20 protein-coding genes are annotated in these 22,583 nt (G+C 59.7%); 2 read left to right on the top strand and 18 right to left on the bottom strand.

Annotation, left to right across the window (positions count from 1 at the left end; translation table 11 throughout):
* Positions 1–188: 188 nt before the first annotated feature.
* Positions 189–335, top strand: a complete 147-nt coding sequence (locus FFV09_RS23735) for a hypothetical protein (RefSeq protein WP_170314997.1) — start codon at positions 189–191, stop codon at positions 333–335.
* A gap of 292 nt (positions 336–627) precedes the next feature.
* Here FFV09_RS23735 and hslO read toward each other — a convergent pair whose 3' ends face one another.
* From hslO to pth, 15 genes are all read right to left on the bottom strand, one after another.
* The gene (gene hslO / locus FFV09_RS10875; RefSeq protein WP_141447854.1) at positions 628–1,557 is read right to left on the bottom strand and encodes an Hsp33 family molecular chaperone HslO; all 930 of its coding nucleotides are present in this window, start codon (positions 1,555–1,557) and stop codon (positions 628–630) included.
* 55 nt (positions 1,558–1,612) lie between these two features.
* A complete protein-coding gene (locus tag FFV09_RS10870; RefSeq protein WP_141447853.1) occupies positions 1,613–2,389 on the bottom strand; it encodes a type III pantothenate kinase in 777 nt (258 codons plus the stop codon).
* Between the two features lie 117 nt (positions 2,390–2,506).
* Positions 2,507–4,537: an ATP-dependent zinc metalloprotease FtsH gene (gene ftsH / locus FFV09_RS10865; protein ID WP_141447852.1), complete on the bottom strand. Its 2,031-nt coding sequence runs from the start codon at positions 4,535–4,537 to the stop codon at positions 2,507–2,509.
* A 156-nt stretch (positions 4,538–4,693) separates the two neighbouring features.
* Positions 4,694–5,236 (bottom strand): hypoxanthine phosphoribosyltransferase, encoded by a 543-nt coding sequence (hpt, locus tag FFV09_RS10860; RefSeq protein WP_141447851.1) that lies wholly within the window; start codon positions 5,234–5,236, stop codon positions 4,694–4,696.
* A gap of 71 nt (positions 5,237–5,307) precedes the next feature.
* Positions 5,308–6,738 (bottom strand): tRNA lysidine(34) synthetase TilS, encoded by a 1,431-nt coding sequence (gene tilS / locus FFV09_RS10855; protein ID WP_246098527.1) that lies wholly within the window; start codon positions 6,736–6,738, stop codon positions 5,308–5,310.
* Between the two features lie 16 nt (positions 6,739–6,754).
* Positions 6,755–7,678: a protein kinase domain-containing protein gene (locus tag FFV09_RS10850; RefSeq protein ID WP_170314996.1), complete on the bottom strand. Its 924-nt coding sequence runs from the start codon at positions 7,676–7,678 to the stop codon at positions 6,755–6,757.
* A gap of 194 nt (positions 7,679–7,872) precedes the next feature.
* Positions 7,873–8,442 (bottom strand): S1 domain-containing RNA-binding protein, encoded by a 570-nt coding sequence (locus tag FFV09_RS10845; RefSeq protein ID WP_141447849.1) that lies wholly within the window; start codon positions 8,440–8,442, stop codon positions 7,873–7,875.
* Between the two features lie 126 nt (positions 8,443–8,568).
* On the bottom strand, positions 8,569–8,961 hold the full coding sequence (locus FFV09_RS10840; protein ID WP_141447848.1) for an FtsB family cell division protein: 393 nt from the start codon (positions 8,959–8,961) through the stop codon (positions 8,569–8,571).
* Positions 8,962–9,282: 321 nt separating this feature from the next.
* Positions 9,283–9,561 (bottom strand): RNA-binding S4 domain-containing protein, encoded by a 279-nt coding sequence (locus FFV09_RS10835; protein WP_141447847.1) that lies wholly within the window; start codon positions 9,559–9,561, stop codon positions 9,283–9,285.
* Between the two features lie 2 nt (positions 9,562–9,563).
* Complete coding sequence (locus tag FFV09_RS10830) at positions 9,564–9,836, bottom strand: HU family DNA-binding protein (RefSeq protein WP_141447846.1); 273 nt, start codon at positions 9,834–9,836, stop codon at positions 9,564–9,566.
* A 255-nt stretch (positions 9,837–10,091) separates the two neighbouring features.
* Positions 10,092–11,570: a bifunctional methyltransferase/pyrophosphohydrolase YabN gene (gene yabN, locus FFV09_RS10825; protein ID WP_141447845.1), complete on the bottom strand. Its 1,479-nt coding sequence runs from the start codon at positions 11,568–11,570 to the stop codon at positions 10,092–10,094.
* A gap of 185 nt (positions 11,571–11,755) precedes the next feature.
* Positions 11,756–13,423, bottom strand: coding sequence for a putative polysaccharide biosynthesis protein (locus FFV09_RS10820; protein WP_141447844.1), 1,668 nt, complete (start codon positions 13,421–13,423; stop codon positions 11,756–11,758).
* Between the two features lie 129 nt (positions 13,424–13,552).
* Positions 13,553–14,761 carry a peptidylprolyl isomerase gene (locus tag FFV09_RS10815; protein ID WP_170314995.1) on the bottom strand — a complete coding sequence of 403 codons (1,209 nt, stop codon included), beginning with the start codon at positions 14,759–14,761 and terminating at the stop codon, positions 13,553–13,555.
* Entirely contained in the window at positions 14,742–18,275 is a 3,534-nt protein-coding gene (mfd, locus tag FFV09_RS10810; RefSeq protein WP_141447842.1) for a transcription-repair coupling factor, read from the bottom strand. The genes FFV09_RS10815 and mfd overlap by 20 nt, the downstream gene beginning before the upstream one ends.
* A 90-nt stretch (positions 18,276–18,365) precedes the next feature.
* Positions 18,366–18,926 (bottom strand): aminoacyl-tRNA hydrolase, encoded by a 561-nt coding sequence (gene pth, locus FFV09_RS10805; RefSeq protein ID WP_141447841.1) that lies wholly within the window; start codon positions 18,924–18,926, stop codon positions 18,366–18,368.
* Positions 18,927–19,069: 143 nt separating this feature from the next.
* On the opposite strand from pth, the gene FFV09_RS10800 reads away from it, so the two are divergent.
* Positions 19,070–19,270 (top strand): hypothetical protein, encoded by a 201-nt coding sequence (locus tag FFV09_RS10800; RefSeq protein WP_141447840.1) that lies wholly within the window; start codon positions 19,070–19,072, stop codon positions 19,268–19,270.
* Positions 19,271–19,387: 117 nt separating this feature from the next.
* On the opposite strand, the gene FFV09_RS10795 is transcribed toward FFV09_RS10800, so the two are convergent.
* The 3 genes from FFV09_RS10795 to spoVG all read right to left on the bottom strand — a co-directional run bounded on the left by FFV09_RS10795 (position 19,388) and on the right by spoVG (position 22,544).
* A complete protein-coding gene (locus FFV09_RS10795) occupies positions 19,388–20,338 on the bottom strand; it encodes a ribose-phosphate diphosphokinase (RefSeq protein WP_141447839.1) in 951 nt (316 codons plus the stop codon).
* A gap of 170 nt (positions 20,339–20,508) precedes the next feature.
* Positions 20,509–21,906, bottom strand: a complete 1,398-nt coding sequence (glmU, locus tag FFV09_RS10790) for a bifunctional UDP-N-acetylglucosamine diphosphorylase/glucosamine-1-phosphate N-acetyltransferase GlmU (protein ID WP_141447838.1) — start codon at positions 21,904–21,906, stop codon at positions 20,509–20,511.
* A gap of 341 nt (positions 21,907–22,247) precedes the next feature.
* Positions 22,248–22,544 carry a septation regulator SpoVG gene (spoVG, locus tag FFV09_RS10785; protein WP_141447837.1) on the bottom strand — a complete coding sequence of 99 codons (297 nt, stop codon included), beginning with the start codon at positions 22,542–22,544 and terminating at the stop codon, positions 22,248–22,250.
* Positions 22,545–22,583: the final 39 nt, after the last annotated feature.

The raw sequence follows: 22,583 nt of genomic DNA, 5'->3' as shown, positions 1-22,583 counted from the left end.
TTTCAACTTCTTTTATCTTAGCAAATCCGAATGCGGCCTGTCAACGAACACCGGGCATACGGAGACGGTCTATTTTTCGCTATAGCCGCCGTCTCCTTTGCTTCGGCGCGTTTCGCTCGCGGGGCAGGGGGTAAATCTCGAATAAGCTTATCTAAAATCAGGATTTGCCTACGAAGGAGGACGACGACATGAAACGGAACACCCTGCTCGGAGTCGCTGTCGGTCTGGGAGCCGCTTACCTGCTGCGCAGCAAGGAATCGCGCGGCAAGCTGATGACCCAGATCCAATCGATGGGACGCAAAGACGACAAGATCAGCAACAGCACCGTCATTTGACCTTGCAGCCCCGGCGGCAGGCGATGCGGACGGAGCATTCCGCATTCCGCCGCGCCCGAACGCCGATAGGCGCCGGCAGCTTGCGGAAGTTCGCGCAAGCCGCACTCGGCAAAAAGCCGTTCCCGGCAGGGAACGGCTTTTTGCTGTTCGTTTTGAGCGATTCCGACTTGGTAACGGCCGTCGATCGAAAGCTGTTCATTAAAAGCTGTTGATAGAAGGCTGTCGATCGAAGACTATTGATCGAAGGCTGTTACCGGCAGCCTGGACCGGCGGCTTTGTCAGCGGAACGCTTTTAGCGGCGGGTCTGTTCCAGAATGCTTTGCAGGTCTTCGCGCTCGAACTGGTACGCTTCGTTACAGAAGTGGCAGACGACTTCCGCCACACCCTGCTCGTCGATGATCGCCTGGATCTCTTCGGACCCGAGGCTGATCAGCGTACGTTCCACGCGCTCGCGCGAGCATTCGCAGCGGAAATCGATGTTCAGCGATTCCTGGATCTGCACGTCCGGCAGCACCCATTTGATCAATTCTTCCGGCGACAGCCCCTGATCGATCAATGCCGATACCGGAGGCAGCGAAGCGATAGCGCCTTCGATCGCGTCGATCTCTTCGTCGGCCAGGCCCGGCAGCAGTTGCACGATCAGGCCGCCCGCGCTGATGACCTGGCCTTCCGGCGCGACGAGCACCCCGATGCCGACAGCCGAAGGCGTCTGTTCGGACGCCGCGAAGTAATACGTGAAATCTTCGCCGAGTTCGCCCGACACGATCGGCACGCTGCCGCGGTAAGGTTCCTTGAGGCCCAGATCCTTGATGACGTACAGGAACCCTTCGGTTCCGACCGCGCCGGCCACGTCGAGTTTGCCCATGGCGTTGCTCGGCAGGTGGACATGCGGGTTATCGACATAACCGCGCACTTCGCCTCTGGCATTGGCATCGGCGACGATCTGGCCGAGCGGCCCGTCTCCTTTGACCTGAATCGTCAGTTTCTCTTCGCCTTTAAGCATCGCGCCCATCATGGCGGCCGTGGTCAGCGTGCGTCCCAGTGCAGCCGTGGCCGTCGGGAATGTGTCGTGACGCTTGCGCAGCTCTTCGACCAATTGGGTGCTCCGTACCGCGAACGCGCGGACTTTGCCGCCCAGCGCGGTTCCCCGCACGAGGTAATCGCGTTCTTCCGATGATTCGGACTCTCCGTTTTGTTGATGCATAGGCTCCAGATTTTCCATGAGCAGTTTCCTCCGCTTCCGGCCGCTCGCGTGAGCGGCCTCTATAGTTGGACCGTTATCGGGTCAAAGCTTTGTTGCGTTCGTAGATCAGGCGCAGCCCTTCGAGCGTAAGCAGCGGATTGACTTCGCGGACCGACTCGGTCTCTGCGCAGATCAAAGGCGCGAGTCCGCCGGTCGCGATCACCTGCAGTTCCGTATTCATCTCCTGACGAATCCGTTTGACGATGCCGTCCACCTGTCCCGCATACCCGTAGATAATGCCCGACTGCATCGCATGGATGGTGTTGCGTCCGATGACCTTCTTCGGCTTCTCCAGCTCGATTCTCGGCAGCTTTGAAGCTCTCTGGTACAACGCTTCGGTCGAGATGCCGATCCCGGGCACGATGGCGCCGCCCAGGTAAGTGCCCTGCGCGTCGATGCAATCGAACGTCGTGGCCGTGCCGAAGTCGACGACGACTACCGGCCCGCCGTACAGTTCCACGGCGGCGACGGCGTTGACGATCCGGTCCGCGCCGATCTCGCGCGGATTTTCGTAGCGGAGATTCAAGCCGGTCTTGATGCCGGGGCCGACGACCAACGGCGTCTTTTTGAGATAGGTGCGGCACATCTGCTCGATCACGCCGACGATCGGGGGAACGACGGACGAGATCATGACGCCTTCGATCCGCTCCGCTTCCACGCCCGCCATGCGGAACAGATTGTAGATCATGACGCCGTACTCGTCGCTCGTCGTCTGCCGGCTGGTGCTGATTCTGAAATGGTGCAGCAGTTCGCTGCCTTCGTACATGCCGAGCACGATATTGGTGTTCCCGATGTCCACTACAAGAATCACGCGGTTGTTGTCCCCCTTTGCGTTGATCTCATGCCTCATAACAAAAGACCGGAAAACGAGAATTCGTTTTCCGGTCTCGCTTGTGAAAGGTCGACCCTGACAAAATGGATCAGCGGATCAAGATTGCGTGCCGCTGCCGCCGGAGTCGCCGCGTTTGTTCATCGGATCGTTCGGGATATCGCCGTCTTTGCCGAGACCGACAGGATCGGACTCGTCCAGACGAACGTTCGTCTCGCCGATGCTGTCGAAAGTCGGTTCAGCCTTGGGCTCCGAACCTTCGCCGTCCGGCGTGTTCGTCGAGCCTTCCGGCCCTTCGAGCGTACCGGTCTCGATCAGATTGCGGATCTGGTCGAGTTCCAGCGTTTCGACTTCAAGCAGCGTATTCGCGATCAAATGCACTTCTTTGGCATGATCGGTCAGAACCTGACGCGCTCTCTCGTACGATTCGTTAATAAAGCGCTGCATTTCCTGGTCGATCTCATGCGCCACGGCATCGCTGTAGTTCGGCTCGTGTCCGAGATCGCGGCCCAGGAACACTTGGCCCTGGCCGGTTCCGAACTGCATCGGACCGAGCTTCTCGCTCATGCCGTATTCCATGATCATGCTGCGCACGATGCCGGTCGCCTGCTGGAAGTCGCTGTATGCGCCCGTGCCGATCTCGCCGATAAACAGTTCCTCGGAGACGCGTCCGCCCAGAAGGCCGGTTACGCGGTCGAGCAATTCCTGTTTCGTGACGAGCATACGGTCTTCCTTAGGCATCATAATGACATATCCGCCCGCGCGACCGCGCGGAATGATCGTCACCTTATGCACCGTGTCGGCATGTTCGAGGAAGTAACCCACGATCGTGTGGCCCGCTTCGTGGTAAGCCACGATGCGTTTCTCGCGATCGCTGATGACGCGGCTCTTCTTCTCCGTGCCGACGATAACGCGGTCGATCGCTTCGTCGATTTCTTTCATCGAGATGTCTTTGCGATCGCGGCGTGCCGCGATCAGCGCCGCTTCGTTCAGCAGGTTTTGCAGATCCGCGCCCGAGAAACCGGTGGTGCGCTTCGCGATCTTGTCGAGCTGAACGTCTTTGGTCAGCGGCTTGTTGCGTGCGTGAACGTGCAGCACCGCTTCGCGGCCTTTGACGTCCGGACGGTCGACCGTAATCTGACGGTCGAAACGTCCCGGACGCAGCAGGGCCGGATCGAGAATATCCGCGCGGTTCGTCGCCGCGATGATGATGATGCCTTCGTTTTCGCCGAAACCGTCCATCTCGACGAGCAGCTGGTTGAGCGTCTGCTCGCGTTCGTCGTGTCCGCCGCCGAGGCCTGCGCCCCGCTGACGTCCGACAGCGTCGATTTCGTCGATGAAGATAATACAAGGCGCGTTTTTCTTCGCGTTTTCGAACAAATCCCGAACCCGCGAAGCGCCGACGCCGACGAACATTTCGACGAAGTCGGAACCGGAGATGCTGAAGAAGGCTACGCCCGCTTCGCCGGCTACCGCACGGGCCAGCAGCGTTTTACCGGTACCCGGAGGGCCCACGAGCAGAACGCCTTTTGGAATTCTTGCGCCGAGCGCCGAGAATTTGCGCGAATCTTTGAGGAATTCGACCACTTCGACGAGCTCCTGCTTCTCTTCGTCCGCACCGGCCACGTCGTTGAAGGTTACTTTTTTCTTCTCTTCGCTGTACAGTTTGGCTTTGCTCTTGCCAAAGTTCATCACTTTGCCGCCGCCGCCCTGGGACTGGTTAAAGAGGAAGAAGAACAATACGAACATCAGGATAAGCGGAATGAACGAGGTGAATAAGGTTAACCAGATGCTTTGACCCTGCATCGGCTTCCATGTTACCTCTACGTTGTTCGCTTCCATTTTAGTCGTAAGATCGCTAACCACCGTTTCGGTGGATGGAATATACGTCGAGAACGTCTTTGGCGCGTCGGCTTTCAACGGAGCCTTGTACGTACCGGTCACCAAATAAGCGTAGTTATCGAATTGGAACGTAGCGTTGGCCACGTTGTCGTTCTGAACCTGCTCGACCAGTTCGTCGTATCTTGGAGCTTGGGCCGTATCCCGGCCGCCGTTCAAAAATTGAATGATGCCTACCACGACAAGAAAAAGGATTAAATAAAAGCCAGAATTCCGGATGAACCGATTCATCCCCAACCTCCTCTCAAGACACTGAATTTATTTTACCATAGTCCGTTCACACATCACAAATTCAGACGCGGAGCGGACTTCGAAGCGCAAATCCCGGTCTCGCCGCATCGGTCTCGCCGACCTTTCGGTCCCGATCCCGCCGCACGCCCGAACCGTCTATTCCTTGGTGTAAATCTCCGGTTTGAGTACCCCGATATACGGCAGGTTGCGGTAGTGTTCCGCGTAATCCAGGCCGTACCCGACAACGAATGCGTCCGGCAAAACAAAACCCGTATAGTCCGCTTCCATGTTAACCGAGCGGCCCGACGGCTTGTCGAACAGCGTAACGACCTTGACGCTCTTGGCGTTGCGGTTCTTCAGCAGTTCGATCAGGTGGCTGAGCGTCAGCCCGCTGTCGATAATGTCTTCCACGATCAGCACGTCGCGTCCTTCCACCGTCGTGTCCAGATCCTTGATGATCTTCACGACGCCGGACGACTTGGTTGCCGCTCCGTAGCTCGATACCGCCATGAAGTCGAGCTCGATCGGTACCGTAATGCGTTTGACCAGGTCGGCCATGAAAATGAAAGCGCCTTTCAACACGCAGATGACGAGCGGATTGCGGTCCGCGTATTCGCCGCTGAGCTGCGCGCCCAGTTCCTTGATTTTGGCCTGGAGTTCCTCTTCGCTGATAAGCACTTCCTGAATGTCGTTTTGCAACGTGCATGACCCTCCCACAATTGTGATCTGATTGAGACTTGATCTTCTTTCTATCTTATAAACCAAAACCGTCAACAAAGAGCCCGATCTATCCGAATATATAGAATCTTCTCGCTCCGCCCGTCTATCCAGGCATGTCCGGAGCGCCGCAGGCCGGCCAGCCACACGATGCGCCCCTGCGCGTCGCATACGACCGGAATCAGGCCGCGCTCGGACGGAGCGATCTTTTCGTCGATCAGCAGATCTTTGACTTTCTTCGTGCCGGCTCCTCGCGGAAGCTCGATCCGATCTCCCGGAAGGCGCGAACGCAAGGTCAGCGGGTACTGCAGCCGATCCGCGTCGAACGCGACTTCCCGGCGGTCCGGATTCCTCATCGTTTCGACGTCGGGAATTTCCCGCTCCTCCCTGAAGACCATATCGAAACTTCCGAACTGCAGCCTGCGCATACCCGGCTCCCTGTCGATGCTCACGGTTCGAAGAACGCCGGGCTCGGGTCTGCCGAGACGGAAAAACGCACGATCGTATTCGCGCGTGCAGGTCCGTCCGTATCCGAGGTCCAGCGTCCAGGTCGAATCTTCGGAAGAGACCAAGCGCCGGCGGACAAGCTCCACCTTGGCAAAATCGGTCTCCATGTCCGGTTCCGACAGGTAATTTAATATTAATTTAACGAGCCTGCGTTGTAAAGCGACGGGCTCGGCGGAAAAGGCTCCCGTCCGAAGCTCCGTGCCGTTCGGACCCTCCGCGCAGGTCCGCTCAAACGCAAGCGCGGCCTGTTCGTTCAAATAATCTTCTTCCGGGCCGAGCGTGTCGGCCAGCCGGTTCAGCGCCGCGGTCAGCTTCCCGTTGTAACTCTCCAGATGCGGGATCGTCTCCAGCCGAATCCGGTTTCGGACATAATCGGGCCGGGCGTTGCTGCTGTCCGTCACGTAGCCGATCCCGTTTTGTTCGCAAAAAGCAATCAAATCGGCTTTGCCGAAACCGAGCAGCGGCCGCACCAACCGAACGCCGTCCCATTCGCGTACCCGGCGCATGCCGCCCAGTCCGCCGGTTCCGCTGCCGCGCAGCAGATGCAGCAGGACCGTCTCCGCCTGGTCGTCCGCGTGATGGGCCAGCGCGATAGCGGACGCGCCGTGTCTGCGCGCCGCGTCCCGCAAAAACCGGTAGCGCAGCTCGCGCGCCGCCGCCTGGGTGCCGAGGCGCGCTTCGCGCTTGTACCCGCCGACGTCCGGTTCGCCGAGTTCGAACGGCAGGCCGAGCCGGTCCGCGGCTTCGCGCACCCGCTCGGCTTCCGCCGCGGATTCTTCCGGCCGCAGGCCGTGGTTCACGTGCGCGCAGACGAGGCGGAGATTCCGCCGCTGCGACAAGCCGTGCAGCAGATGCAGCAGCGCCATCGAATCCGGTCCGCCGGACACGGCGACCACGATCGTGTCCCCGCCGCGCCACATGCCGTATTCGCCGGCTTCGCGGTCCAGTCCTTCCAACAATCGGTTGTCGTCCTTCACCGTCTCCCTCCTCGTCTCATAGCGACAGCGCCGCGTACACGACAGCCCCGAGCAGCAGCAGGGAGCCGCAGAACGCGGCTGTCAGCATCCTGGAAGAGCCTCTCCGCGCTTTGGCGGGATGCAGACGGCAGAGCGCTTTCCAGTAGGCATGCGCTTCCCCGGAGCCCGTGAAGCGCCCGTGCAGCGCCCGCTCCAGCCAGGGGCGGAAGACTTGCAGCGCCGGAATCCGGCCGGCCAGCTGGACCAGGTCTTCCGCGCTGCGGGTCTGGGGCAGCAGCGCCCCGTCGAGCCGGCGCAGCCCCCGCTCGTCGAACACGTGCAGGCAGAGCACCGCAAAAGCGAACAGGTCGTAACCGGGATCGGCGGTGCGACTGCCCGCGTTCCAGTATTTGCGGTCGTACCAACCGCTGTACTGCTTCACGCTCGCGCCGATCGCGCTGGCGCCGCCGTAATCGACCAGCTCCACGGCGCCGCTCTCTTCGACCAGAACGTGGCATGGCTTGAGATCGCCGAAAATGAAGCCGGCGCGGTGCAGCCCGGACAGCCGGTCGAGCAGGCCGAGCCCGGCGGCTCCGATCTGGCGGTATCCGTATTTGCGAATATAGGCGTCGATCGGCATGCCGCGCACGAATTTCATTACGTAAAAAGGAATGGAACGATCTTCGGTCCGGAACCGGTCGGCGTCGAGCAGAAACGAACGATGGTCGCCGTTTTCAAGCTCGCGCTTTTTCAGCTCGGCCAGCACTTCGACTTCCGCTTTGAGTTCCGGCTTTTCCGGGCCGGCTTTGAGCGCTGCCGGATGGCCGGCCGCCGACCGCACCAGATAGACGTTGCCGTTCGCTCCGCGTCCGATCAACGCCTGTATCGTGTACTGCCCGCCCTGGTGTTCTCCGGTTACGACCTTGCCCGGTGTGAATTCCGGCAAATCTGGTGCTGCCACTTGGCATCCCGTCCTTTCCGGCGCGATTGCGGCCGATCTCACAGTTTCGGCAGTTTTTGCACATTTTGAAGCCCATCTTATCTTTTATCGGATAAAAAGCACGGTTCGCTGAACGCTGCCGCGAATCAAAGCAAAAAACCGCGAGCGGCTTGGCCATTCGCGGTGATCGCAGCTATACAAACCAAAGGATCGTCTTACGATCTCTTGGCTCCACGGCCTCCACGCTTGGATTCCGTGTTTTTCTTGATGGAAGAGATGCGTTCTTCGCTGTCTTTAAGGAAACGGGTCAATTTATCATCGAACGAAGGCTTACCGAATGCGGGCTTGCCGAATGCAGGTTTACCGCCGCCAGGAGGCCTCGAAGGTCGGCCGCCGCCACCGCCGCTGCCGCCGCGGTTGAATCCGCCACCACCGCCACCGCCGCCGCTACCGTTGTAGCGTTCGCCGCCACCGCCGCCGCTGCTCGGTCCGCGGTCGCGATCCGGTCTAGGAGGACGGGAGGAAGGAGCAGGTGCAGAACCGGCAGGTCGATCCACCGTTTGCTTGATGGACAAGCCAATCTTGCCGTCTTTGTCGACGTTGATGACTTTGACCGTCACCATATCGCCAATCTTCAGGTGATCGTTCACATCTTTTACGTAGTTGTCGGCGATTTCCGAGATATGAACAAGACCCGTGACACCTCCGGACAAATCCACGAATGCTCCGAAATGCGTAATGCCTGTCACTTTGCCCTCTAATTTGGTGCCTACTTCAATTGCCATAGAATGAAATGATCCTCCCTTAAAAATATACAGCCGAATCTGTCAAATTCCGGGCTGCGGTGATTTGATTATAACGGAAGCGGAAACGGCGGTCAACAAACAAAACCGCATAAAACCGCGGAAAACCTACTCTCCTCCGCCTTCTCCGGTGACCCGGATCGGGATTTCTTCCGGTTTGAACATATTGTATTCCTTGCGGGCAATTTGGGCGATATATTCAGGATCCTGAAGTCGCTTGATCTCCGTTTTGACTTCGCCCAGCGCCGTCTCGCTTGACGCTTTGGCCGTCGCTCGTTCTTCCAGCTGCGCGGACTTGTCCGCGATGACCGACGATTGGCTGATCAGGGTATATCCCGACCAGAGAATCAGAACCAGCATCAGGACAGCCCATAAACGAAGACGCTTCTTGCCGCTCTGCTGCCGGTTGGACGATGTTCGCCGGACCTCGGTCCGATCGTTCTTCGGTGCTCGTTCAGGCTGTTGTCGATTGGGATTTCTTGCTGCGGAAGTCGCTCTCATGCTTATGGAACCCTCCTTCACCGGACAGATGCCGGCCGTTATTGGATAGGAATGCAGCGTACCGATCTTCCCGCCGGAAAAGGAATCCGGCACGCGGCTTCACACTTTGTATCGGAAGAAAAGCCGCCAGACTCGATAGAGCGGCGAAAAGATTATCACTCTGCCTGGGCAGCGGTTCATAGTCCGCATGGCCTACCTTGAAGATCTACTTAGAACATTAACACAAAAGAAGAAGAATTGACGCGAAAACGCGCAAATTTAGCCTAAAAAGGCGTTCCCGCCGCAGCGGAAACACCTTTTTGGGTTTGTCAAACGACTTCGTTAAAAGTTAAAACCGTCTTCGCGGGGAATCGGTTCTTCCTTGACTAGGGTATACATGCCTGCCGCTTCATCTTTGCGGGTCGTATCCGCGAGGCGTTCGACCCGGACGGTGACGAGCTTCTGCCCGAACTGCACGGTAATTTCGTCGCCGACTTTCACCGAAGCGCTGGGCTTGGCCTCGCGGCCGTTGATCAGCACGCGGCCCTGCTCGGACACGTCCTTTGCTACGGTACGCCGCTTGATGAGCCTGGACACCTTCAGGAATTTATCGACACGCATAATTACTTAACCGCGTCTTTGAGTTTGTTGCCCGCTTTGAACGCAGGAACGCTCGACTCGGGAATCGTGATCGGCTCGCCGGTTTGCGGGTTGCGACCTGTACGGCCTGCGCGCTTGCGGGTCTCGAACGTGCCGAATCCGATCAGTTGAACTTTGTCTCCGCCAGCGAGTGCTTCGGTTACGCCGTCCATGAAGCCGTTCAGTACCGCTTCGACTTCTTTTTTGCCTACTCCGCTTTTTTCCGCGATGTTGTTGATCAGTTCGGTTTTATTCATTGCATTCATTCCTCCCGGGATTTTAAGGTCGCGTCCGCCTGTCCGCCAGGCCGGCTGCCGGATACGATCCGAAAGCGGGCGATGCCGGAGACGTAACGCTCAAAATGATAAGCGAAGCACGGGCAAGCCCTGCGCTGTCGCGTTTATCCGATTTGTCGGACGGCCGTTCGCGCCGGAAGGCACCGATCCTCGTCTTGCGGATTCGGCGCGCTGTTCCGGCGGCGGAAGCGGCCGCGGTCATAAGGGCGCTTCGTCTTACTCCGTCGTCTTCGCTTCGTTCCACAATGCGTCCATTTCCGCGAGCGTGCTGCCCTGCGGGGAACTTCCCCGCTCGCGCAGCTTGCGCTCGATGTAACGGAACCGGCGGCGGAACTTGTCGTTGACGAGCGAGAGCGCTTCTTCGGGATCGGCATCCAGAAAACGGGATGCGTTGACCGCGGAGAACAGCAAATCGCCCAATTCGAGCTTGAGGGCGTCGGCATCGGCCCCCTCGGCCAACCCTTGGCGAAGCTCGCCCAATTCTTCTTCGATCTTGGCGAAGACGTCTTCGATGTTATCCCAGTCGAAGCCGGCCTTCGCCGCCTTCTTCTGGATCTTGTACGCCTTCATAAGCGCCGGAAGATCTCTCGGCACGCCGTCCAGCAGGGAGGCTTCCGGAGCGTTCTCGCCCCGCAGCTTCTTCTCCTCCGCCTTCATGGCGTCCCAGTTCTTCAACGCTTCTTCGGTGCTGCCGGCCGCGGTATCGCCGAACACATGCGGATGGCGGAAGATCAACTTCTCGTTCAGTCCGCGAATCACGTCGTAGACGGTGAACGTGCCGACTTCCTCTTCCATGCGGGAGTGAAGCAGAATCTGCAGCAGCAGGTCGCCCAGCTCTTCGCGCATATGGTCGGGGTCGTCGTCGTCGATCGTCTCCAGCACCTCGTACGTCTCTTCGATCAGGTTCTTGCGGATCGAAGCGTGCGTCTGCTCGATGTCCCACGGACAGCCGCCCGGGCTGCGCAGAATGCCGACGATCTCGTGCAGCCTGGCAAAACTGCCGGCCCGAAGCGCTTCGTCGTCGCTCCGGGGAACGTACACGAGCGACAGGTTGCCGTATCCTTCGAGGCGGTCCAGCTCGTACAGCGGAACGCGAAGAATTTGCTCTTCGCCTTCCACGCCGAGCGCATGGCCCACGACGACCGGATGGTCGTCGGGATAAACTTCCATCAATCCGAGTTTAACCTCGGAAGCGGTCAGCGAATCGTAAACCTGGCCAATCAGCGTATGCAGGGAAGGCCGAATCAGCTCGGCCGTCACGCCCGAGGAGTCCAGCAGCTGGAATCCTTCGATCGGATCGAAGCCGAGCCGCACGAAAGCCTGGTCGAGGAAGCTCTCCCCGCCGAGCACCTTCAGGGCGACGCCGGACTGCTCCGCATATTCGCGCAGCAGCAGCACCGTCTTCTCGGCGACCATCGGATGGCCCGGCACGGCGTAGACGATCGGTTCGTCCGCCGCCAGCTCCACGAGCCTGCGCGCGATCGTCTCGTAGACGTCTCCGAACGATTCGTTGTCTTCGTAGACCGAGTCGAACGAATCGAACGCGATGCCTTCGGCGGCGATCCGGTTCATGACCGGATGTTCCTGCGTCCGGACATAGATCCGGCCCGCGCCCTGAAGGACTTTCCATATGCCCAGCGTCAGCTGGTCCGGATCGCCGGAACCCAGTCCGACTACCGTAATTCCCGTACTCATTGCCGATTCATCCCCTTCCGCTGCACCTCGCATTTTACCACTATATCACGGGTTCTCGCGAATTGCGAATCCTAAATGCGTACAAGCGTTCCCTTGAATAGAAAAATACATTTTTTCCCTCAAGCGTGTATTGCAGCCAGGGAAAAGGCGGCGAAATCGCGGCTCGACGGCCGATCGGCGCCGGTCTACGATTCGCGGCGCAGCCGCCGCGCGAAGGCGGCAAGCTTCGTGCCGCCGGGCAGCGCGGACAGCTCCGCGTCCGATACCGCGCGGGTGTAGATCAGCGCGGCGGCGAAGGCGATCACGCCTGCGGCGACGCCGGAGAGGCTGGTCAGCATCGCGCCCGCGCGTCCGTCGAGGCCCGCGGCGGTCAGCAGCCCGTCCGCCAGCAGGCGGACGGCATAGGCGGCAAGCGCCGTCAGCCCCGCCAGCAGCAGGGGCTGGAGCAGCGTGCGGCGCACGCCGCGGCGCAGCCCGGTCAGGCGGGCAAGCAGCAGGACGCCGAGCAGCGCGGCGACCATGTAGGACACGGCGCCGGCCAGAGCGGCGCCGGAGATGCCCATGTAAGGCACGAGCAGCAGGTTGAGCCCAAGCTTCAGCACGGCCGAGACGAGCAGGAACAGCGCGGGCGCCCGAACGGCGCCCATGCCCTGCAGCAGCGCGGCGGACACGATGCCGAGCGTACCGCCCGCGGCGGACAGCGCGGTCCAGCGCAGCGCGTCGGTGCCCTGGTCGTCGGCGTACAGCATGACGTTGACCGGGCCGGCGAGCACGGCCAGGCCCGCGGCGGCCGTCAGGCCGAGCAGCCACAGCCAGCGCAGCGCGACCGAAGCGGATACGGCGATCCGCCCTTCTTCGCCGCGCGCTTTCGCTTCGGCGATAGCCGGCAGCAGCAGCGTGGAGAGCGAAGTCGCCAGCATGAAGACGAGCTGCACGATCGGGATGCCGCGGTTATAGACGCCGAACTGCTCCATCGCCGCAAGGTCGCCCCACCCTCCGCTTTGCAGCAGCCGGGGCACGGTAAGCGTATCGACGAGGCTCAGCAGCGGCTGGGACAGCGAGCCGACGAAGACCGGCACGGCATAGATCAGCAGCGGCTTGATCCACCGCCACACGGAGCCGCCCTGCGGGTCGGCGGCCCCCGCCACCGGAAAAGCCGGCGGAGCAGCCGGCTGCTCCGCCCGCTCTGCGAATTCCGCCTGCTTGCGCTTGCGGTGCCGCCGCCAGAACGCCAGCATGACGAGCAGTCCGGCCAGACCGCCGGCAAACGAACCGAACGCCGCTCCCGCGGCAATCCGCTCGTCGGAAGCGCCGGCCGAGTTCAGCGCCAGCAGCAGCGCGATCATGACCCCGACGCGCACGATCTGCTCGCTGACTTGCGAGACCGCGGTCGGCAGCGCCTGCTGCTGCCCCTGGAAGAAGCCGCGCAGCGCGGCCATCGGCGGCACGACGAGCAGCGCGAGCGCGACCGCGCGCAGCGGCAGCAGCGTATGCTCGCTGCCGATCCAGCCGGACAGCAGCGGCGCGAGAACCCACATGCCGAGCGCCATCAGCACGCCGGCGACGCAGCCGGTCAGCAGGCCCGCGCGGAGCACGGCGCGTACGCCGCGTTCATCCGCGCCGGCGATCCGCTCGGCGACGTATTTGGAGATGGCCGCCGGCAGCGCGGCCGTGACGAACACGGCCAAAAAGGCGTAGAACGAATAAATGGTCGTGTAGATGCCGAACACGCCGTCCCCGCCCAGGTTTTGCAGCGGGATCTTCTGCAGCGTGCCGATCATTTTGGACAGGATTGCCGCGGCGCCGAGAATGAAAGCGCCCCTGAGCAAGCCGGACGAGGTGGACGTCTTCACGCCGCAGCCCTCCTTCTTGCCGGGAGCCCTTCGGGCTTCCGGCCGTTTTTTTGGCTCAAAAAAATAGCGCGTGGAAGCGCGCTATTTTTGAGTTTGACTATGGCTGCCGCCCGGGGGCGGCGCATGGGTTTACTTGCCGTCCGTTTTGGTCTCGGTACCGGCGTCGGTCGACGTGCCGGCAGCGCCGGATTCGTCGGTCGCCGCACCATCGGTAGCGGCGCCTTGATCGGCACCTTCCGTTACGGCGCCGTCTGTTCCTTCGACAGCTCCGGGAGCCGTGCCTTCGGCTGCAGGCGGCGTTGTGCCTTCCGGTGCAGCGCCGTCGGTTCCTTCAGGCGTCGTGCCTTCGGCCGCAGGCGGCGTTACCGGATCTTTGAACTCTTCCTTGCTCTTCGTGATGCCTTTCAAATCTTTTTCCATGAACGCGTTCAGCTTGTTGGACGCCAGGGTACGGCGAACCGAATCCTTCACTTCGTCCGTCAGCGTGTCGGTTCTTTTCTCGACCTTGATCACGTGGTAGCCGTATTCGGTTTTGACCGGATCGCCCACTACGCCGATTTTTTGTTCCAACGCCGCTTTTTTGAACGCGTCGACCCATTGGCTAACCGCGGCGCCTTCATACAGGCCGCCGTTCGAAGCCGAACCCGGGTCTTCCGACAATTCTTTGGCCACTTTGGCGAAATCTTCGCCGCCGTCGACTCTCGCTTTGGCTTCTTTGGCCAACTTCAGCGTTTGCGCTTCGGTGCGCTTTTTGCCTTCCGCATCCGTGAAGTTGATCAGGATATGGCGTACGTCCGCCGTGATGTACGATTCTTTGTTGGCGTCGTACTCTTTTTGCACTTCTTCGTCCTTGACCTGGTTGGACATGTACTGCACGGCCGTCATGACCTGGGTCATGTAGGTCGTCAGGTCCGCTTCGGTGATGTTCTGTTCTTTCAGCATGGTATTGAGCTGCTCCTGGTCGACCTGGGCTTTCATCTGGTCGAGCTGCTCGGTCGCCATATCGGCGCCCTTCTTCTTCTCTTCGTCCGTCGCTTTGCCTTCGAGATAGTTATAAGCAATCTGCTGGTCCAGCATATAGTTTTTGATATCGGCCGAATCCATCATCGACGCATAGGTCGGCTGCAAAAATTTCATGACGTTCAATTCTTTGTTGAACTGGTCTTCCGTGACGTTTCCCCCGTCGTAAGTGGCCAGTACCTTGCTGTCTTCGACCTTGGCCGTATCGTTACCGGAATCGGCTTTGTCGCCGCAGGCGGCCAGCACGGAAAAAGACAAGACCGCAACGGCTCCGAGCGACGCCAATTTTCCCCATTTTCTATGACTTGACTGCATCATGAAGTTCTCCCTTCGATTTGAACGCTTGTTGGAGGGCATCCAGAACCCGTTCCAGCGTCCCTAAACGCTCGGATTCCGGCAGGCTCCTGCCTTTGATTTGGAACGCAAGAGGCGTACCCTGCTTAAATTGTACACTGCTTTCGAACTGATTTCCAACTTGCGCGAGTTTGGAAGGATCGGCCGCTTTCTCCTGTCCTTCGTAGAACGTGACGAGAAGATCGTCTCCTCTTCGTGCGATGCTCTCGATGCCGTACGTCCGGCCGTAAATTTTGAAGCGCGCGACCTGCATCAGGCGCACGACCGCTTCCGGCAGTTCGCCGAACCGGTCAAGCAGCTCGTCTTCGAGTTCGAGCACTTCTTCGAAGGTGGTCGCCGCGGCGACCTTTTTGTAAATCTCGATCTTCTGGATGCTGTCGTAAATGTAATCCGAAGGCAGGTACGCGTCGATCGACAGGTCGATCATCGTGCTCCAGTGCTTGTCTTCCGCCGGCGCTTCGCCGAGCATCGAGATTTTGCGCTTCTGGATCTCTTCGGCCAGCATCTGCGAGTACAAGTCGAATCCGACCGACGCGATGAAGCCGGACTGTTCCGCGCCGAGCAGATTGCCCGCGCCGCGAATCGACAAGTCGCGCATGGCGATCTTGAAGCCGGAACCGAGTTCCGTGAATTCCTTGATCGACTGCAGGCGTTTCTCGGCGACTTCGGTCAGCACCTTGTCTTTTTGATAAGAGAAATACGCATACGCGATCCGGTTGGAACGGCCGACACGCCCGCGCATCTGGTACAGCTGCGACAGGCCCATCTTGTCCGCGTCGTGCACGATCAGCGTATTGACGTTCGGAATGTCCACGCCCGTCTCGATGATGCTCGTGCTGACGAGCACGTCCGATTCGCCTTCGAGGAAGTCGAGGATCGTCCGCTCCAGTTCCTGTTCGCTCATCTGCCCGTGACCCACGCTGACGCGCGCGTCCGGCACGAGCTCGGAAATTTCCGCCGCCTTCTCGTGGATGCCCTGCACGCGGTTGTACAGGTAGTACACCTGTCCGCCGCGCGCGAGCTCCCGTTCGATCGCTTCGCGCACGAGCGTCGGGCTGTATTCGACCACGTACGTCTGCACCGGGAAACGGTTCTCCGGCGGCGTCTCGATAACCGACAGATCCCGTACGCCCAGCATGGACATGTGCAGCGTACGCGGAATCGGCGTCGCCGTCAGCGTCAGTACGTCCACGTTCGTCTTGAGCCGCTTGAGCTTTTCCTTGTGCGTCACGCCGAACCGCTGCTCTTCGTCGACGATCAGCAGGCCGAGGTCCTTGAACACGAGATCCTGCGACAGGATGCGGTGCGTGCCGATGATGACGTCGATCGTGCCCTGCTTGACGCCCTTGATCGTCTCGTTCTGTTCTTTGCGCGAGCGGAAACGGCTGAGGACGCCGATATTGAACGGATACCCTTCGAAACGTTCCCGGAACGTCTCGTAATGCTGCTGCGCCAAAATGGTCGTCGGCACGAGGATCGCGACCTGCTTGCCTTCGATCGCCGCCTTGAACGCCGCGCGGATCGCGACTTCCGTCTTGCCGTAACCGACGTCTCCGCACAGCAGGCGGTCCATCGGACGGGTCATCTCCATGTCGCCCTTGATCTCTTCGATCGCCCGCAGCTGGTCGCGCGTCTCTTCGTAAGGGAACGTGTTTTCGAAATCGTTCTGGTCCGGCGTATCCTTGTCGAAGCTGTACCCGGCGGAAGCCTGACGCTCCGCGTACAGCTTGATGAGGTCGTCGGCGATGTCCTGCACGGACGAACGGACTTTGGTCTTCACTCTCGTCCACTCGTTGCCGCCCAGCTTGTACACTTTCGGCTCTTTGTCTTCGGCGCCGACGTACTTCTGGATCAGGTCGATCTGTTCGATCGGTACGGACAGCTTGTCGCCGCCGGCGTACATGATATGCATGTAGTCTTTATGGATGCCGCCGACTTCGAGCGTGCCGATGCCGAGGTATTTGCCGATACCGTGGTTTTGGTGCACGACGTAGTCGCCGACTTTCAGCTCGGTATAGCTTTTGATACGCTCGGCGTTGTCGATCTGCTTCGTGGACGTGCTTTTGCGCACTTTGCGCTGCTTCTGGGCGAACAGTTCGCCTTCCGTAATGACGACGAGATGGGCGGAAGGCAGCTCGAAGCCGCCCTGCAGATGGCCGCGCATAATCTCCGGCGTCTCGATCTCGTAGTCTTCGAGCACCTGGCGGATGCGTTCGGCCCGTTCGTCGTCGCCGGCCAGCATGATGACGCGCATATTGGATTTTTTCCAGCGTTCCATCTCGGCTTTCAGCACGTTCATCTGCCCGTGGAAGTCCTGCATCGTCCGGCTGACAACGTTGACGACCTGCCCCGGATGGGTGCGCGGAATCTGGCGGACGAACAGCGACAGGAACAGCGTCTGGAAGGGGCGCTGGTAGATGGCCGTGTCGCCTTCGAGCGCAAGCGGCAGGTCCGGCAGGCTTTTGCCGCTCTGCAGCAGGTGCAGGTTCCATTCGGCTTCGTCCCGTTCGAGCTGCGCGGCTGTGTCGAGCAGGCGCGAAGGCTCTTCCATCATCAGCAGCGTGTCGTCCGGCATGTAATCGTACAGCGTCCGGCGTTCCGGGTAGATCAGGGAGACGTATTTGTACATTTCCGGAAAATGGATCTGCTGGCGCAGCAGTTCGATCTCCCGGCCGATTTCTTGCTGCAGCGCCGTTTTGGCTTTGCGGTCGGTCATGCGCTCCAACTGCTTCTCCAGCAGCTCCGCCGCGGCATCGGCCGCCTGGGACATACGCTTGCCGCTTGCGACAAGCTCGCGACTCGGACGGATACGGACGCTTTTCACTTTATCGATCGAACGTTGGTCTTCCGGGTCGAACGTGCGGATCGAGTCCACTTCGTCGTCGAACAGTTCGATCCGGTAGGCAAGCGCGGACGTCGTCGGGAAAAAGTCGACGATTCCGCCGCGCACGCTCATCTCGCCCCGCGTTTCGACACGTTCCACGCGCGAATAGCCGAGTTCGACCATGCGCAGCAGGAAGTGTTCCAGGTCGAGCGTGCCGCCTTCTTCGATCGTGAACTGGGCGGCGCGGATCTCTTCCGGGTCCGGCACGAAGCGGCGCAGGCCGGAGAACGGCACGACCAGCACGCCCTTGAACCCTTCGGCGCAGCGAGTCAGCACTTCGATACGCTGCGCGATGGTCTCCGGACTCGAGATCGCCGATTCCGCCGCGACCAGTTCGTTGGCCGGGTAGAACAGCACGCTTCCTTCGGGAAGCGCTTCCTGAAGATCATCCGCGATTTTTTGAGCCGAAAAAATATTGTGCGTGACGATCAGCAGCGGACGTTCCAGCTCCTGATGCAGGCCCGCCATCATCAGCTGGCGCGCCGAGCCCGACAAGCCCGCGACCAACTGTTCCTTCATCCCGGCCGCAGCGGCCTTTTGAATCGAGATAAAGTCCTGGTCCCGGGCAACTTCTTTGATAAGCGCGTTTAACAAGGGGGCACCTCTCTTATGCTTGTAGAGTAAAAGAATGCAAGGCAAAGGCCTTGCGATGCGCCTGGGCGCATGGCGGTAAGGCCTTCTTGATTATCCGTTGAACCGGGCCATCGTCTGTTCGAACGTATGGTCCAGACTGTGTTCGAGCGCGTCGCACGTTTTTTCGATCATCTCGTCAAGCAGAGGCTGCTCCGCTTTGGCAAAAGGAGCCAGCACGTAATCGACGACGGCCATGCCGTTTTGCGGACGGGAAATGCCCATGCGCACCCGGTCGAACGTCTGCGTGCCGGTATGCTGAATGATCGACTTGATGCCGTTGTGGCCGCCGGCGCTGCCTTGATAGCGCAGCCGGACTCGGCCGACTTCGGTGTCGAGATCGTCGTAGACGACGATCAGGTCTTTGAGTTCGACTTTATAATAGTCCATGTAGGCGCGAACCGATTCGCCCGACAGGTTCATGAACGTCATCGGCTTGATCAGAACGATTTTCTCGCGGCCGATCATGCCTTCGCCGATCAGCGCTTTGCACTTGCTTTGATTGATCGAAATGCCGTGCTTTTGCGCCAAGCGGTCCAACGCCATGAAGCCGACGTTATGGCGCGTCTTCTCATAATTTTTGCCGGGATTGCCCAGCCCTACGATCCATTTCATCCGTTACGACTCCTCGCCTGCAATCGTTATGGTTCTGCTGCGTATTTTTGTTACAATATAAGGATAAAGCCTATTAGGGACACAGGCACGGCCCGCCGAAGCGGGTCCTGCCCGCCCGTTCACCAAAGGAGCTGTAAAGCCACATGTACGAATTCGGAGCCCTACTCAAGGACAACCGCCATTTTCACGATCATATGAACGCCGGAGTTCCCGTCGAAGTCTATCATCAGGACGTGCCTGTCGATATCGGACGGGTTACGGGCATTCACGAAAGCTTTATCGAAATCGGCCAATCGCTGTACCACCGCGGCCGTTACGTGTTTCTGTCGCGCCCGGGCTACTAAACGCCGCATCCCGCTTCCCGCAAGGGAGGCCCGGGCAAAATCACGCCGAGAAGGGTTACGCCTCCTTCCAGGAAGGAGGCGTAACCCGCCGCAGGCTTTATCGCAAAGCTGCCGAACTTACAGTTCGAACAGTTTGCTGATCGACAATTCTTCGTGCACGCGAATGATCGCTTCGCCCAGCAGAGGCGCGACCGACAGCACTTTCAGCTTGTTCGTCGGATTCGGATGCGTGATCGGAATCGTATCGGTCACGATCACTTCTTTGAGCGGCGAATTCTCCAGGCGTTCCATCGCCGGTCCGGACAGCACCGGATGGGTGCAGCAGGCATAGACTTCTTTGGCTCCGCCTTCGACCAGCGCGTTCGCGCCGAGCACGATCGTGCCGGCCGTGTCGATGATGTCGTCGATCAGGATCGCCGTCTTGCCTTCGATATTCCCGATAATGTTCATGACTTCGCTGACGTTCGGTTCCGGACGGCGCTTGTCGATGATCGCCAGCGGAGCGTTCAGCAGGTCCGCCAATTTGCGTGCCCGCACGACGCCGCCGTGGTCCGGCGAGACGACGATCGGATTTTCGATCTGCTTCGAACGGAAATACTGCGCCAGAATCGGTACGCCCAGCAGATGGTCGACCGGAATGTCGAAGAATCCCTGAATCTGCATGGCGTGCAGGTCCATCGCGATGACGCGGTGCGCGCCGGCTTTTTCGATCAGGTCCGCGACCAGCTTGGCCGTAATCGGATCTCGGGAACGCGCTTTGCGGTCTTGACGGGCATAACCGTAATACGGAATGACGACGTTGATGCTTTTTGCGGAAGCGCGCTTCAGCGCGTCGACCATGACCAGCAGCTCCATCAGGTTGTCGTTGACGGGCAGGCAGGTCGACTGGATGATGTAGACGTGGCTGCCGCGTACGCTCTCGGACAATTTGACCTGGATCTCTCCGTCGCTAAAGCTCGTCGTGTGCGATTCGCCCATCGGAATACCGATGTAATCGGCGATTTGGTTCGCCAGCTTGGGGTTCGAATTGCACGTGAATATTTTCAGCTTTGAATCGCAATAAGTCATAATAGTGTAAACCCTCCGTGCTGGTCATTAGTGGACAAGGCCGCCTCGGGCGGACCCTGTCTCCGGTAAAACGATGCCTCGCCCGCAAATTGCGGAGCTTCGAACTTCCCGACGTTGCCTATTTTCCCGAAAGGAGGCCCGGCTGCTCAGCCCGGCCTCCTTTTCGCCGTTTACTTATTCGAATTCGCTTCTTTTTTCGCTTTGGCGCGAGCCTTGATCTTGTCCGCGTAACCCGGCTTGTTTTCCTGCCGGGCTCTGCCGATCGCCAGATCGCCGGCCGGAACTTCCTTCGTGATCGTGGAGCCCGCAACCACGTAAGCGCCCTTGCCGACGTGAACCGGAGCGATCAGGTTCACGTTGCTGCCGACGAACGCGTCGTCTTCGATCTCGGTGAGCGATTTGTTGAAGCCGTCGTAGTTGACGGTGATAGCGCCGCAGCCGATATTGACGCGGCTGCCGACTTTGGCGTCGCCGACGTAGCTCAGGTGGGACACTTTGGAGTCCTGCCCGATCTCGGCGTTTTTCACTTCGACGAAGTTGCCGACTTTGACGCCGTCCGCCAGGGCGGAACCCGGACGAAGATGTGCGAACGGTCCGACCGACACGTGCGCACCGACTGTGGAGTCGCGCACGACGGAATGCGAGACCGTCGCGTCGTCGCCGATCTCGGCGTTTACGATTTCCGCGTTCGGCCCGATCGTGCAGTCTTCGCCGATCCGGGTCGATCCCGTCAGGACCGTGCCCGGATGCAGCACCGTATCCGAACCGATCGTCACGTCCGCGCCGATGTAGGTCGAAGCCGGGTCGATCACCGTTACGCCTCCGAGCATGTGCGTGCGCACGATACGCTCGCGCATCGCCGCTTCAGCCTGGGACAGCACGACGCGGTCGTTGACGCCGATCGACTCGGTGAGGTCTTCCGTCGCGTAGGCGGCGATCTTGTCGCCTTCTCCGCGCAGGATGCCGATCACGTCGGTAATGTAATATTCGCCCTGCGCGTTCTCGTTGGTCACTTTGGACAGAGCCTCGAACAGTTTGCGGTTGTCAAAGCAGTACGTGCCCGTGTTGATCTCTTTGACCGCGTTCTCTTCCGGCGTGCAGTCCTTCTGCTCGACGATGCGCAGCACGCCGCCGTCTTCGCCGCGAATGATGCGTCCGAGTCCGGTCGGATCTTCCGGAACCGCGGTCAAAATGGTCGCCGCGGCGCCTTCGCCTTCGCCTTCATGCAGCGCGATCATCGCTTCGATCGTCTCCGCGCGCACGAGCGGCGTGTCGCCGCAGATCAGAATCGTCGTTCCTTCTTCCCGGCCCAGAAGGGCCTCGGCCTGACGTACCGCATGCCCCGTGCCCAACTGCTCGGCCTGAAGCGCGTAATCGACCTGATCGCCCAGGTAAGCCTGGACTTCCTCCGCGCCGTGACCCACGATAATGACCGTGCGCTCGCTGTTCGTCCGGCGAACCGTATCCACCACATGACCTACCATCGGCTTGCCGCATACCGGATGCAGCACTTTGTACAGCTTCGACTTCATCCGCTTGCCCTTGCCGGCGGCAAGAACAATCGCCATCCTCTTCAATGCTCCGCCTCCTCTTTATTTACCCGGAAATAACCGTTGCCTCTGGAGGCGACGGTTATTGGGGATTCGGCCTTCGCCGTTATTTCTGCGTCTGCTGCGTGCCTGTCGTTTGTCCGCGCGCGAACAAGGTTCGCTCCCGGCACAAATGCGAATTTGAGCCTCATCCCGCTATGGGCGGCGACCGCCAAAGAACGGTTCGAAATCCGTTTCCTTCGCTTCGCTTTCCGATTTCGCGATAAGTATTTACTTATACTGAATATATCGCATTCTTGGCAAAAAGAAAAGGGAACCGAATCCCCCGGTTCCCTCTCCCTTTTGAAATTATGTGTGGCTTACGCGCCTTCTTCGATGACTTCTTCCACTTCCGCGCCTTCGACGCCCGCACGTTCGTATTCTTCCAGAACGGCAGCTTGAATTTTCTCGCGGGTTCCCGAAGAGATCGGATGGGCGATATCCCGGAATTCTCCGTCCGGCGTACGCTTGCTTGGCATCGCGACGAACATTCCGTTATTCCCGTCGATCACCCGAATGTCGTGCACGACAAACTCGTCGTCGATAGTAATCGAAGCGATCGCCTTCATTCTGCCTTCGGAGTTGACTCGGCGGAGTCTAACAGCCGTAATTTCCATTTCGGTTCACCACCTTTTTCGTTAGAGGACTTGTAGTTA

The organism is Saccharibacillus brassicae (assembly GCF_006542275.1).
In the GTDB taxonomy this organism is placed as follows: domain Bacteria; phylum Bacillota; class Bacilli; order Paenibacillales; family Paenibacillaceae; genus Saccharibacillus; species Saccharibacillus brassicae.
This window is presented reverse-complemented; position numbering and strand designations above follow the sequence as displayed.

Bases quoted from the DNA above. Each gene is read 5' to 3' on its own strand.
- glmU (WP_141447838.1), bottom strand. From the start codon at position 21,906: ATGGCGATTGTTCTTGCCGCCGGCAAGGGCAAGCGGATGAAGTCGAAG.
- spoVG (WP_141447837.1), bottom strand. From the start codon at position 22,544: ATGGAAATTACGGCTGTTAGACTCCGCCGAGTCAACTCCGAAGGCAGA.
- pth (WP_141447841.1), bottom strand. From the start codon at position 18,926: ATGAAATGGATCGTAGGGCTGGGCAATCCCGGCAAAAATTATGAGAAG.
- FFV09_RS10835 (WP_141447847.1), bottom strand. From the start codon at position 9,561: ATGCGTGTCGATAAATTCCTGAAGGTGTCCAGGCTCATCAAGCGGCGT.
- FFV09_RS10845 (WP_141447849.1), bottom strand. From the start codon at position 8,442: ATGGCAATTGAAGTAGGCACCAAATTAGAGGGCAAAGTGACAGGCATT.
- hslO (WP_141447854.1), bottom strand. From the start codon at position 1,557: ATGGAAAATCTGGAGCCTATGCATCAACAAAACGGAGAGTCCGAATCA.
- FFV09_RS10795 (WP_141447839.1), bottom strand. From the start codon at position 20,338: ATGACTTATTGCGATTCAAAGCTGAAAATATTCACGTGCAATTCGAAC.
- FFV09_RS10815 (WP_170314995.1), bottom strand. From the start codon at position 14,761: ATGATGCAGTCAAGTCATAGAAAATGGGGAAAATTGGCGTCGCTCGGA.
- FFV09_RS23735 (WP_170314997.1), top strand. From the start codon at position 189: ATGAAACGGAACACCCTGCTCGGAGTCGCTGTCGGTCTGGGAGCCGCT.
- yabN (WP_141447845.1), bottom strand. From the start codon at position 11,570: ATGAGTACGGGAATTACGGTAGTCGGACTGGGTTCCGGCGATCCGGAC.
- FFV09_RS10840 (WP_141447848.1), bottom strand. From the start codon at position 8,961: ATGAGAGCGACTTCCGCAGCAAGAAATCCCAATCGACAACAGCCTGAA.
- FFV09_RS10830 (WP_141447846.1), bottom strand. From the start codon at position 9,836: ATGAATAAAACCGAACTGATCAACAACATCGCGGAAAAAAGCGGAGTA.
- FFV09_RS10800 (WP_141447840.1), top strand. From the start codon at position 19,070: ATGTACGAATTCGGAGCCCTACTCAAGGACAACCGCCATTTTCACGAT.
- ftsH (WP_141447852.1), bottom strand. From the start codon at position 4,537: ATGAATCGGTTCATCCGGAATTCTGGCTTTTATTTAATCCTTTTTCTT.